Origin of the sequence: uncultured Fibrobacter sp. (assembly GCF_947166265.1) — a bacterium.
Taxonomy (GTDB): domain Bacteria; phylum Fibrobacterota; class Fibrobacteria; order Fibrobacterales; family Fibrobacteraceae; genus Fibrobacter.
In genome coordinates this window covers 62,852-75,524 of sequence record NZ_CAMVDO010000017.1, presented here as the reverse complement: position 1 = coordinate 75,524, position 12,673 = coordinate 62,852, and the positions used below count along the sequence as shown (strand labels likewise).

Below are 12,673 nucleotides of genomic sequence, written 5' to 3'. Positions count from 1 at the left end.
CGGGCAGGTTGTCCATAATCCAGCGGACGGCGCGGATAAAGTCAATGGCGTAGGCATTGTGTTCTGCCATGCCCGTAGCGACCGTCAAGACGTTCGGGTCGTAAATAATATCAGACGGATCGAAGCCGAGCTTCTTCACCATGATGTCGTAAGCGCGGGCGGCAATTTGTACGCGACGTTCGTAGTTGGTGGCCTGACCTTCTTCGTCAAAGAGCATCACGATAACGGCACCGCCGAGGCGCTTGATGGTACGTGCGTGATCGATAAATGCCTGTTCACCCATCTTGAGGGAGATGGAGTTCACGATGCACTTGCCTTGGGCGCACTTGAGGCCCGCTTCAATCACTTCGAAACGGGAAGAGTCCACCATGATCGGCACGCGGCTGATAGCCGGGTCCGAAGCGAGCAAGTTCAAGAAGGTCTGCATTTCGGCGGTAGCGTCGAGCAGGCCGTCGTCCATGTTCACGTCAATCACGTCGGCACCATCTTCGACTTGCTTACGGGCAATGTCGAGCGCTTCTTCGTAATTCTTTTCGTTGATGAGGCGGAGGAACTTCTTGGAGCCTGCCACGTTGCAGCGTTCGCCGACCTTCACAAAGTCTTCGGCGTTGCAGCTGTCGGCACCGTTGCTCGGACGCACCTGTTCCTTGAACAGCGGTTCCAAGCCGGCGAGGCGGAGGAGCGGGCTTGTGGCGTACTTGGGTGCGGGCTTGCGGCGTTCGTAATCGGCCGGCAATGCGTCGAGCATCTTGCGCATGGCGGCGATGTGTTCCGGAGTCGTTCCGCAGCAGCCGCCAATCATGTTCACCAGCTTGTCGTCCAGGTAAACGCCCATGAGTCGCACCATGTCTTCGGGCGTGTCATCGTAACCGCCGAACTGGTTCGGCAGCCCCGCATTTGGGTGACAAGAAATGTAGCAGGGAGCGACCTTTCCCATACGGCGCAGGTACGGCACCATACCGTCGGCACCGAGACCGCAGTTCAAGCCGATAGAAAGCGGGTGCATGTGCATCACGCTCACGGCGAAAGCTTCGACCGTCTGGCCCGAAAGCGTACGGCCCGAGGCGTCGCTCACTGTCATGGAGAACATAACTTCAACGGGCTTGAGGTCGGCAGCCGCGGACCCTTCGGCAAGCTCAGGGACCTTGGCTGCGGCGCGCTTTTCCATGACTTTAGTAAATGCGCTGGCGGCGGCCTTCGCGTTCAGTGTATCGAAAATCGTTTCAATCAGAATCGCATCGACGCCTTCTTCCACCAGCACCTGGATCTGTTCCAGGTAGGCGTCTTCCAGTTCGTCAAAAGTAATGCTACGGCTCGCGGGGTCGTTCACGTCTTCGCTCATCGAAAGCATCTTGCTTGTGGGGCCCACGTCGCCCAGAATGTACACCTGACGGCCGTACTTTTCCATTGCCTCTGCCGCGGCCTGCTTCGCAATTTTCACGGCGGCGCGGTTCATTTCGGCAATGCGGTGTTCCTGGTGGTATTCGTGCTGGCTTACGCGCTGGCTCGAGAAGGTATTCGTGGTGAGGCAATCTACGCCCGCATCCACGTAACGGCGCTGGATATCGAGAATGATATCCGGCTTTTCGATGGAGAGCATGTCGTTGTTCGCGCCCTTGATTCCGTAAGTCTGAATGACAGAACCCATGCCACCGTCGAGCAGCATCATCTTGCTTTCAAAAGCTTCGCGTAGAGTCATTTTCTTGTCCATTGCACGAACCGCCGTATTTTACGTTTTATGCGTTTATTTAGTTTTATGCATAAATATAGAAAAAAGGGGCGGCACTCCCAAGGCCACATGACCGGGAGTGCGTGTTATTTTGCGGCTAGTCAAGGCATTTTTCAAGTTCCATTCGGATGGAATCCTTGTTGTAGCCCTTGCCTATAAAGACGACCTGGTTTTCGCGGTCTCCATAGCGGGAATCCCAGTTTTCCCGGACTTCGGGATTTTCGGCGAGGTACGCCTGCTTTTGGTCTTCGCGCAGGGCGTCTATCCAATACGAAACGGGCATGACCGAGGAATTCCTGCCTGCCTGTTCGAATAGCTGCACGTCTTTGCTCGCGTCCGAAAACCAGATGTATCCCTTGGAACGGATGAGTTCGGCGGGGTAGCGGTTGTTGACGAAATCCATGAAGCGGGTTCTGTTGAACGGTTGCCTGGTCTCGAAAACGAACGACGAAATTCCGTATTCGTCTACGCAGCTGTCGCGTCGGCGTCCTGATTGTAGCAGGCTTGCCGTGGCTTTTTGAATGGCCGACGAAGATTCGATTTGGCCGTAGTTAAAGGATTCGGTCGTCATGATTTTATCGATATCGATGTCGCCGTTTACCGAATGGATAATCGGTGCGCGGGGTTGAAAATCGCGTACGATAGATTCGACTTCCTTGAGTTGATTTTCGTTCAGCAAGTCGCACTTGTTCAAGACGATAAAATTGCAGAATTCGATTTGGTCTACGATCAGTGTGGAAATTTCTTCTTGCGAAAGATCGTATTGGTCGGCGAGGTGATCCCGCTGTTCTTTTTTATGTTTCAGGTCGCTGAGGAATTCGCGGTAAATGCGGTCTGCGTCTACGACGGTCACGATGGAGGTCAGGTAGACGTTTGTTTTGGGGTTGTCTTCTTCGTAGGCTAAGAAGCTTGCGCTGACGGCGCCGGGGTCGCTGATGCCGGAGGCCTCGACGAATACGACTTCGATAGAATCCAGTTTGGAAATCTTTTCGACCTGTTCGATAAATTCATCGCGGAGGGTGCAACAGATGCAACCGTTTTGCAGTTCGAACATAGGGCATTCGGCAACGTTTGAACCGTTCTTTTTCAGGATTTCGGCATCGACGTTGATGCTGCCCATGTCGTTGACGATGAGGGCGACTTTTCGTTTCTCCTGTTTTAGAATGTTGTTCAAGAGTGTCGTTTTGCCGGAGCCTAAGTATCCGGTAATGAGAATGACGGGTTTCTTACTCTTTTTCATAGTTCTCCTTTTGTGTTTGATGGATGTTACCATTCGATTTTTGCAAGTGCGCTAAGATTGCGGCCTTTTTCGGGCATGACGGACTTGAGGCGGGACAGATGATTGCGTACGTCGGCATCTAGCAGGTTGTCGCCGCGGAATACGATGCTGTAATGCGCGAGGGCGAGTTCCCAGCGGAATTCGAGAGAGAGTCCAAAGGTGATGTAGCCGGGGGTGCGTTCCTCGTACTTGTCCACCTTATGTTGAGCGAGGGCAATATCGGCGAAGGTGGCGGAGCGTATATGCTCCCAGAGGTAGGCGAGTTCGCCGTGGAACTTGAGGGGCGGAATTTGAGGCATGTCGCTCCATTGGTGACTGCTCCATTTGCTGTTGCGGTAAAAACCGCGGACGTAGCTTGCTGAGGTGGCGGCACGGAAGCCCTGCTCCGCTGCGGTTTCTAAAGAGGCGCTTGCGCCGTAGAGCAGGGCTTCGTCGCCCCGCACTTCGTAAATGGGGAGCAGCTGTGACCAGTTGGTGTCTCCGGTGGCGCGCGGGGCGAGGTGGTTCAAGAACCACGTGCCGTAAGCGGAGGCGCGTACATTCAGGTATTCGCCGTAAGCGCGGTATTCGAGTTCGCCGCCGTAACCGCTTTCGGCTTCCAGCTTGTGATTCCCCCGTTCGTAGGTGTAGGCGGCCAGGTGCGGCCCCTGGTTGTAAAGCTCCTCGATGGTGGGCGCCCGTGTGGTCCTGAATACATCTAGTGTCAAGAATTTCCCCACACCGACGCGCTGCGAGAATTCCACGTCAAATGCCCATAAGCCGAAGTTGCGGTCTTCGATGGCCTCCTTGTCGGCGACCACGCTTTCGTGGGGCCTAAAGAAGGCGCCGCCCATTCTTGCCGCTACCGTAATTTCAAGCCCACGCCACCCACTCGTACTTGCTGCGGCAAAGGCTGACGCCCCATAGGACTGAGTCGGTGGCGTGAATACGTAACCGCCCATTTCGATCCAACGGCGTTCCAGTTCTGCGCCTAGGCGAATTCCAAAAAGGGGGCCGAGACTTGCCAGGAGTTTTTCTAAGCGCAAGATCTCCTGATTTACGGCAAACTCGGCCCCCACCGCCCCCTTCTTTCCTTCAAATTCCTTATGGTGATAACGATTGACGCGAAGTGTTGCATCCAACGTATCTCCCGGTGCAGACGTCGGTAAATAAAGTCCGCGCAAAGTCAGGTCGCGCTTTGTCAGCTCAATGTCTACGCCGTTGGGGTGGCCTCCGATAAAGCCTCCGGGAATCCCGTAGTCGCTATTGAACCAGCGGTAAGAAGCCCCGAAACGGAATGGGCCCAAGGCGTAAGCCGCGCCCACGGCGCCGCTCCCGTTTTCAATGTCCGTATTTTCAAGCGTGCCATCGGGCGTTTCCATGTCGCCCATGCGGCGCCCCGAAAGTTCCCCTTTCAAAGAGACTCCCGCAACCGATGTGTTTGCGCCAACCGCTGTTGCATAACCCGGCTGTGCGCTTTCGGAATATCCCGTGACGTAACCATGAAAGAGAGTGTCGCCAAAGGGAATGTCCCTGCGTTCCACTTGCACCACGCCGCCCGCGGCTGAAAAACTGCGTAATAAGATGTGTGGACCCCTCACGATGCGGAGCCGGTGTGCTGTTAAAACTTCTGATGCAACGGCGTGGTCGGGCGAGGTGGCGCTCATGTCTCCGCAAAATGCACCGTCTTCAGTGATTTCGACATGTTTCCCTGAAAGTCCCTTGATAACGGGGCGGGCGGCGGCAGGACCCATGGAACGGATGGCAACATCGGGTTCGTTCTTGATGGTTTCTGCAAGGGTTGTAGAAAGTTCGTGCTCCAGGGCATCATTTTTTAAATCGTCGTCTTCGCGCAGGCCGTCCAAAATTGCATACGTCGGGCCTTCCGCCTGCACCACCGAGCTTCCCAAATCTTGTACAAAATCTTGTGCTGAATCTAGCTCTGTAATTTGAGCGAAAGAAAAGTGAAGGAAGCCCCCTAAAAGGAGGCTCCCCATGGCAGCCCTAATAAGGCTAGTCTTCATCTTCATCTTCCTGGAACGGGCATTCTTCGGCCTTCAGGGCCTTGTCTACAATGACCTTGATTTCCGGCGTGCGTGCGTCGGCGTGATCATGATGGTTCACCTTCAGGATCAAGGTGGTCTTGCCTTCCTTGACGCCCTTCAGGTGGAAACCCCAGCCGCCTTCCCATTCGATGTCGAGAATCTTTTCGTCGCCCACGGTCCAGCCGAGGGTATGTTCGTCATCCTTGGGGCCCGAGACTTCTTTTTTGTCGGAGTCCAAGAACTTGATGTTCAGATGTTCGCTCAGACAATTTGCATTTACGTGAAGTTCCTTGTGGTCATTGTCGGCCTTACCGCGGAATACGCTGTAGGCAAGGGAATAGTCGGGCCAATAAAGGTTCCAGCCTTCGACTTCGAAATGTTCGTGCTGGTCGGTAGAGGCGCTGTTGCTGTCGCCGCAGGCGGCAAGGAATACGCTAAGGATAATGCCAAAAATGGCGAAGGAAAGGGTGTTGATAAATTTCATTTTTCTCTCGGTTGTTTGTCCATCGCAATGGACGTTTTTAGGGTGCAACAATCCTATCCGCGAAAAGATTTGCGGACAACATTCCAAAACGCCTAGCGGTTATTCGCAAGGCAAAAAGTAGGCTGTTGCGGTTAAAGTTTTAACGGATTATGCCGAGAGGGCGGGAGGGGCGCGGGGTCTTGAAAAATGAAAGCGCGGATTCGTCCTGAAAATGCGAATTTCGCTTACCAGTTCACCGATAACCACCAAAAATACGGCGACTTCGGTGGCATCGCCGCTGAAATCGAGACCATTCTGCACCAGGGCGCAGACCGGGCAGTCGTCATGCTCGTCAAAGTCATCGTGATGGTGCTGGGCGATAGAAAGTAAGCCTGCTACCAGCAATGCGACGATTATGGTCTTCAAAAATTTCACTCAAAAATTCCGGTAAAAAACAGTCAAAACAACGAATTTATTTTTCGGTCTGCATTTCCGCGTTGCGAATGATGGGGAACCCGCCGCCACCTTCGTCACTTTCAAAATCAAAGTCACCCGTAATCGTAATCACGGCTCCTTCGGCGGGGTATTCTTTCGGGAACTTGCGCGGCTTTGTAAGCTCGAAGGCGAGCCCCTGCGAACAACAGGCGAGAGCGTCTTGAATCACGCAACCGAAAAATCGCCGTTTCATTTCCTCGTCGTAGTAGCTCGAAAAGATTCCCTTCATCTTGATGTGCTTTCCGAGATACTTGCTCGGGTACATGACCATCTGGTAAACTTGCCCATAGACCATGGTTCCGCTCATGCGAGAAATGTCGATGTCAATTTTCTTGTTGCCGGTTGGCACCTCTGCAAACAGGGCCGCAAAGGCGAGCAGAACGACAAAAGCAACTTTAGGCAACTTATGCTCCTCTGCCCTGAATCAGGCTGATGGAATAGAAGATACCGAATGCCACAATGTCTGCCGCTACGATGGTCGAACCCACGGGAGTCCCCGCAAGAATGGCAACGATAATTCCGATGAGCGAGCATACGACCGAGATGATGGCCGCAGCGACCGTTACCGCAAAGAAACTCTTGAATACGCGCATGGCCGAAAGCGACGGAAATACCACCAGGGCGGACACCAGGAGGGCACCCACCAGGTTCATGGCGAGTACGATGATGACTGCGACGATGACTGCAATCAGCAAGTTGAAAATCGTCGTGTTGACTCCGGTCGCCTGCGCAAAATTCTCGTCGAAAGTGATGGCAAAAATCTTGTGGTAAAAAAGGATGAATACGGCGAGGACTGCAATCGAGAGCGCAACGCACAGGTAGACTTCTTCTACGCGGAGCGTCAAAATCGAGGTAGAGCCAAAAAGGGTCGTGCACACGTCGCCCGAGATATTTGCCGATGTGGAGAATAGGTTCATTAGCAAGTAACCGATGGCAAGTGCGCCGACCGAAACCATTGCGATCGCTGCGTCGCCCTTGATGCGCGCATTCTTTCCTGTACACAGCAGGAGTACCGCCACGGCGACCGTTACCGGCAAGATGAGCAACATGTTATTCGTGATCTTGAGGACGGCTGCAATGGAGAGTGCTCCGAAGGCCACATGCGAAAGGCCGTCGCCGATGTAGGAGTAGCGCTTGAGCACCAAGGTCACGCCCAATAGCGACGAGCAGAGCGACACGAGAACGCCTACGATAATCGCGTAGCGGACGAATGGAAAATCCAAGTAGAACGAAAGCTTTTCTATGAGTTCTGGCATAGGGGTTTGGGGTCGCGCTTACAGCGCTTTGAGGTATGAGGTTTGAGGAAGTCGCGACATGAACACTTTTATTTTTCCTTAGTTGAAATCTTGTTGAAGTCCAGTACGCGGGTGGCGTCATCGAGGGCGGTATCCACATCGTGAGTCACCATGACAACGGTCATTCCCTTCTGGTGCAGTTCCTCGATAATGCGGTACATGGTTTCTGTAGATTCCGGATCGAGGCCTGTCACCGGTTCATCGAGAAGCAACAGACGCTCGGCGGCGCACAGGGCCCTCGCTAAAAGCACACGCTGCTTTTGGCCCCCCGAAAGCTCGCGGAAGCAAGATTTCGCAAGGCTTTCGGTACGGGTTAGCGCCATGCATTCCATGGCGCGATCCCGGTGCGCCTTCCTGTAGAAGGGGAGTAGACGGTGCTTTCCCTGGAATGCCGACAGTACGATTTCTTCCACCGAGGCTGGGAAATCCTTTTGCACGATCGTCATTTGCGGTAGGTAGCCAATCTGGTTTCGGGAGAGTCCGTCGCAAAGTTCGATGACTCCTGATTTCGGTTTGAGAAGCCCTGCGATTCCCCTCAAGAACGTAGTCTTTCCGGAACCGTTGCGGCCCACGATGCACAGGTAGTCGCCTGCGATTACATCGTAGTCCAGATCGCGTACCAGGTCCTTGCTCCCGTAACCGAGAGTCAACTGCCGACATTTAATTAATACGTTGTCTTTCATCGTTGAACTTTGATTTTGCCTGTCGAGGTGCCGCTCTTTGGTTCACTTCGGCACGCTCAGGATGACATTTTTTTTGCTTGTCATGCCCGATTTAGTCGGGCATCTCCTTTCTTCTTAAACAATTATTTTATTGCTTTTTTCAAGACTTCCAAATTATCTTGCATGATCGAAAGGTAGTCCACGCCGGATTTCATCTGGTCATCCGTTACCGACTGCATCGAATTCAACGTGAGAACCAGTGCGTCCTTCGACTTCTTGCTGGCATCGAGAATCGCACGTGCGATTTTTCCGTTGCTGCCGTCGATCGTGAAAATCGCGGGGAGCGCGAGCGAATCCATCTTGCCCGCCAAGAAAGCTACCGTCTCGAAACTCGCTTCACTTTCGGCGGAACAGCCAACAAACGCGGCAAAATACTTAATGCCGTAATCATCCACCAGATAGCGAAACGGGAAACGGTCGCCAAATAAGATGGTCTTGTACGAGGCGCTGTCCGTTGCTGCGCGGTACTGAGCGTCCAGTGCGCTAATCTTTGCGATGTAAAGGGCCGCATTCATGTGGTATTCCGAGGCGTGGGCTATATCCAGTTTTGCAAGGGCTTCGGCAAGATTCCTTACGAGAATTTCTGCGTTCTTCAGCGAGAGCCAGACATGTTCGTCATTCTCGGCTTCTTCGTGGTGATGATGCCCGTCTTCGTGTTCTTCTGCATGCTCGTGATGGTCATGATCCTCGTGAGCTTCAGCGTGTTCATGATGCTCTCCGGTCCCTGAGCTTGCCGAAGGGTCGCCGTGTTCGTGGTGATGTTCGTGTTCCTCTTCACCCTGCATGCCTTCTACGACTTCTTCTTCCTTGACGCGGTCGCCTAAAGCTTCCATCAGGTTCACCTGAACGCGGCCATCTTTCGGCGTTGCATTCAGCGCTTTCTCGATCCATTCGTCCGATTCGCCACCTACATACACCACCATATCGGCATTTGCGATGGCCGCGATATCCTGTGCCGACGGCTTGTAGCTGTGCAAGTCGGTGCCGTTCTTGATGAGCAGCTTCAGGTTCACTGCGTTTAGATGGTCTCCGAGTACATTCTTTAACCAGTCGTACTGCGGATAGGTTGTTGCGACAATGGAAACTTTCTTTGGCGCGGGCGTTTTCTTGTTCGAATTCTCGTTCGATTCCGCACTGCAGGCGACAAGCGTCAGGGCCGCCGCCAAAATAAACATTGCAAATGCTGCAATTTTTTTCATGATAAGTCCTTTACCCTTTCGGGCTAAAATTTGAGTTGATGTTTTTTACCCGTGGCACGTTTTGTGCGCAGGGCGTCGATCAATTCAGCAAAAGGACTTTCTGCGATACAAGCGTTGTCGACCGCAATTCTGCGGCCTTGAAACAGACGAGTCTGAAATAGAAAAATCGGAGAGCAAGTTCGAACGGCGCCATCACCAGTTCCATGCAGACCGAAATCAGTTCCAGGCAACGGTGGATATGGTGGCAAACGTGGCAATGTTCACCGTGGCAGTGGTGTTCCATGTGCTTTGCGACATAGAGCGAAGCGAGCGCCACGAGCAACTTGTTGAACAGGGCGCTAACCATGATTCCTCCGCGAACAACCGGAGCAGCGTCCCAGTAGCACCGACTGCTGCTGGTCCAGCTCGAATCCGCTGCGCTGTACCGAAAGCTGCAACACCTTGAGCGCGGGGCCTTCCAGGTGAAAAAACTTGCCGCATTCCTTGCACACGAGGTGCATCTTTTCTTCGCAGCGGCCGGGGCCCGTATAGCGGTACTGTAGCTCGTTGTTGTCGTCGGCCCCGACAATCTGCACGATTCCCGCCTTTTCCAGACGAGACAGGTTCCTATATATAGTGCTGAGTGAAACTTCGGGCAAACTCTGTGCGATGAAGGACGCCTTGAAAATCCGGTCGGGATTTTCGGCCATGAAGTCCATGATCATCTGTCGTGTTTGCGTCTTGTATTCCACTTTTTCCTCGAATTTCGCAAATTTTCGCCATTTTAAGGGGCCTCGCCGCAGTGGTTTACCTTGGATGCAGCTGCTCCGCAGAGTGGTGCGCGAGGCATTTTTCAAAAATGAATTTGCGAATCGTTCGCAAAATATAGTAAAAATGGGCGGAATTTGCGAATCATTTGCAAATTATGTTGCTTTTTATGGATCCCTTCGGCCCCTCGACAAGCACTTCGACAGGCTCAGTGTACCACTCGGGGACCTTAATAAGGTTAGCGAGCTTGCGAAGCGTGAGTCTGCCGAACCACAGGGACCTTTGTGGACTCCGCTCAGGATGACCTGCCCCCAGACGCCTGATGCCTGACACCTCACTTCTAACCCTTCCCCCTTCGTGATGTTCGTCACGTTTCTCTTGGATAAAACGTCCACGCGTTTTTTATCACGGGTATATGTTTTTTTACTTGTAAAGTCTATTTTATTATTGTAAATATACGGGTAAAAAATTATGGTTACGTTTTCTGACATATCGGATTACCGCGACTTCTTGAAGGAGTACTACGACCGCAGGAAGGCTGAAATGCCTTTCTACTCGTACCGTATGATGGGTGACAAGCTGGGGTTGGATTCCAGCTACCTTTACCGCGTGCTGCAAAAGAAGCAGCACCTTCCGGCACATGCGCTCCCCGCCGCGAAAGAAATCCTGAATTTGTCCGGTCGCGAGGCCGAATACTTCGACTTGCTGTTCTCTGCTGCAGTAACCAAGGACAAGGGCAAGCGCGAAGAACTGATGGCGAAAGCCCTCGATCTGAGGGATGTGGACCGCCATAGCTTGCAGGCAGCGGAACTCAAGCTGCTCGAAAACTGGTGGATCCCCGCCGTGCGCGCCTACCTGGAACTGAACGGTGGCGTGGTGAACGTAAAGCAGATTTCTCGCGATATCTGTCCCCCGATTACCGAGGAACAGGCGAAAGAGGCTATCGATACCCTGCTCGAAGTGGGCCTGGTAAAGAAGATGGCTTCGGGTAAATTGGCATTGACGGATGCCCACCTGACGGTGGGTGGCCCCGAAAAGAAGCAGGCTGTGCGTCATTTCCAGAAAGAAGTGCTCAGTTTGGCGAGCAATGCGCTGGACAACATCCCCGTGGACGAAAGAAATATTTCTACACTTACGCTGTCCGTGGATCAGTCCTGCTTCGATGACTTGGGCGATATGCTTAGGGAATTTAGGCGACTGGTCCAAAAGAGGGTGGACAGCGCCAAGAATTCCGACCGGGTAATGCAGCTTTCGATGGCTTTTTATCCGATTGCGCGTAAGGGCGGTGTCCGTACCGTTGATTCTGTGGAGGGCGACAAAAGGGAGTCCAAATGAAGAAATGGGTGTGGCATATAGGTTTGACAGCTGCGTTGGGTGCGCTCATCGCAGCGTGTACTGCCGGTAAGGACACGGCGGGTTCTTCGTTCGAAACGGAGAACTCTGTGGCCCTTTTCGTGCAGCATGGCGATGGCTCGCCTGCGGCCCGTACCAAGGTCTTTGTACGTCCGTCCGACTTCTTGGCTGGAGCCAACAACTTCGCCCTGAGTAACGATAAGGATGTTTCTGGTTCCCCCGTGGTTGAAACCGATTCGGCTGCCGGTATCTTGAATATGGAAACCGACGACCAGGGGCAGTTGGACCTCCCGAGGCTCAAGCCCGGTAACTATACTATTGAAGCTCGTGAAAAAACGGCCAAGGCGTTTGTCCGTGTAACGGTGGCCGATAGTTCCTTTGAATCGGATACTCTGGTGGTAGAAAAGACCGGTGCAATTTCTGGACAGGTCTACTTGCCCGAAGGTGTCTCCTCTGTTACCGTGGGTATCCAGGGTCTTGATTACTTTGTACAAACCGATTCGCTTGGCCGTTTCGAGTTCGAAAACCTGCCGGCGGGCGATTTCAGCGTGATAGGCTTCGTTTACGATACCTACGAAGTTGAAGATGCCGATGGTTCTCTCACGACGTACAACAGCTTCTTGCCGGTGGGTTCCCGCTCGGTCAAGGTAGCCTCGGATGATGAGTCCAAGAATGTCCTGATTGGCCAGAAGCCGGTGGAACCTCCCGATACGTCGGCCACGGATACGTCTACGGTGCCCGAAGATACTGTCGAAGTCTACCCGGTAGTTCTTTTCGAAGACTTTGAAGACAGCACCTACGGTTGGTATACGACGGTTTCCAAGTACGCCAGTGCGAAACTCGATGCGGATTCGGCTGGGCTTGACCGTGAGGGCCTTGCGGCGCACATGGTCTACACCAACGACTCCAACTACAACTGGGTGTTGATGGGCAAGTCGCTCCGCGGTATTACGGATCTTTCTGAACTTGACTCCGTGGTGTTCTACGCCCGCGGTACCCAGGATTCCGGTCAGTGGGTGAGTTTCTCGTTCGACGTGCTCATGGACAGCGTCGATTTGGAAAAGTTTGGTTACGAAAACGGCAAGGCGTGGGTGAACATGTCGGTCGATACCGAATGGAACCGCTTCGTCGTGAAGCCCGATTCCCTGATTCCGGCAGATTCCACCAGGAACGGCGGCAACATCGGCTGGGATAAGGTGAAGGACCATGTGACGAACCTGAATATCTTTGGCGGTGGCATCGGCGGACCGTTCGAAATCTGGGTCGATGACATTACCATCTACGGCGTCAAGGACGTCGACTAGCTCGAAAAACATTTGAAAAAGGCTCCCCCTCCGGGGAGCTTTTTTTGCTTCCCTTGTGGATAA

Annotated in this window: 13 protein-coding genes; 2 read left to right on the top strand and 11 right to left on the bottom strand. The window is 53.2% G+C overall.

Annotation, left to right across the window (positions count from 1 at the left end; genetic code table 11):
* From Q0W37_RS09880 to Q0W37_RS09830, 11 genes are all read right to left on the bottom strand, one after another.
* Window positions 1-1,711: homocysteine S-methyltransferase family protein (locus tag Q0W37_RS09880; RefSeq protein WP_297701148.1), on the bottom strand; the 1,711-nt coding region annotated here is incomplete at its 3' end.
* 115 nt (window positions 1,712-1,826) lie between these two features.
* The gene (locus Q0W37_RS09875; RefSeq protein WP_297701146.1) at window positions 1,827-2,969 is read right to left on the bottom strand and encodes a GTP-binding protein; all 1,143 of its coding nucleotides are present in this window, start codon (window positions 2,967-2,969) and stop codon (window positions 1,827-1,829) included.
* Between the two features lie 26 nt (window positions 2,970-2,995).
* On the bottom strand, window positions 2,996-5,017 hold the full coding sequence (locus tag Q0W37_RS09870) for a TonB-dependent receptor (protein WP_297701144.1): 2,022 nt from the start codon (window positions 5,015-5,017) through the stop codon (window positions 2,996-2,998).
* A complete protein-coding gene (locus tag Q0W37_RS09865; protein ID WP_297701142.1) occupies window positions 5,001-5,516 on the bottom strand; it encodes a hypothetical protein in 516 nt (171 codons plus the stop codon). Before Q0W37_RS09865 ends, Q0W37_RS09870 begins: the two co-directional genes overlap by 17 nt.
* 147 nt (window positions 5,517-5,663) lie before the next feature.
* Entirely contained in the window at window positions 5,664-5,930 is a 267-nt protein-coding gene (locus Q0W37_RS09860; RefSeq protein ID WP_297701140.1) for a hypothetical protein, read from the bottom strand.
* 37 nt (window positions 5,931-5,967) lie between these two features.
* Complete coding sequence (locus tag Q0W37_RS09855; RefSeq protein ID WP_297701138.1) at window positions 5,968-6,393, bottom strand: hypothetical protein; 426 nt, start codon at window positions 6,391-6,393, stop codon at window positions 5,968-5,970.
* Between the two features lies 1 nt (window position 6,394).
* Window positions 6,395-7,246, bottom strand: coding sequence for a metal ABC transporter permease (locus Q0W37_RS09850; protein ID WP_297701136.1), 852 nt, complete (start codon window positions 7,244-7,246; stop codon window positions 6,395-6,397).
* 68 nt (window positions 7,247-7,314) lie between these two features.
* Window positions 7,315-7,968, bottom strand: a complete 654-nt coding sequence (locus Q0W37_RS09845) for an ABC transporter ATP-binding protein (protein ID WP_297701134.1) — start codon at window positions 7,966-7,968, stop codon at window positions 7,315-7,317.
* A 122-nt stretch (window positions 7,969-8,090) separates the two neighbouring features.
* Window positions 8,091-9,206, bottom strand: coding sequence for a metal ABC transporter substrate-binding protein (locus Q0W37_RS09840; protein WP_297701132.1), 1,116 nt, complete (start codon window positions 9,204-9,206; stop codon window positions 8,091-8,093).
* Between the two features lie 79 nt (window positions 9,207-9,285).
* Window positions 9,286-9,552, bottom strand: a complete 267-nt coding sequence (locus Q0W37_RS09835) for a hypothetical protein (protein ID WP_297701130.1) — start codon at window positions 9,550-9,552, stop codon at window positions 9,286-9,288.
* A complete protein-coding gene (locus Q0W37_RS09830) occupies window positions 9,545-9,937 on the bottom strand; it encodes a Fur family transcriptional regulator (protein WP_297701128.1) in 393 nt (130 codons plus the stop codon). The genes Q0W37_RS09835 and Q0W37_RS09830 overlap by 8 nt, the downstream gene beginning before the upstream one ends.
* 487 nt (window positions 9,938-10,424) lie before the next feature.
* On the opposite strand from Q0W37_RS09830, the gene Q0W37_RS09825 reads away from it, so the two are divergent.
* Both Q0W37_RS09825 and Q0W37_RS09820 read left to right on the top strand, forming a co-directional pair.
* Window positions 10,425-11,288, top strand: a complete 864-nt coding sequence (locus Q0W37_RS09825; protein WP_297701126.1) for a DUF4423 domain-containing protein — start codon at window positions 10,425-10,427, stop codon at window positions 11,286-11,288.
* Window positions 11,285-12,610, top strand: a complete 1,326-nt coding sequence (locus tag Q0W37_RS09820) for a hypothetical protein (RefSeq protein ID WP_297701124.1) — start codon at window positions 11,285-11,287, stop codon at window positions 12,608-12,610. The genes Q0W37_RS09825 and Q0W37_RS09820 overlap by 4 nt, the downstream gene beginning before the upstream one ends.
* Window positions 12,611-12,673 lie beyond the last annotated feature (63 nt).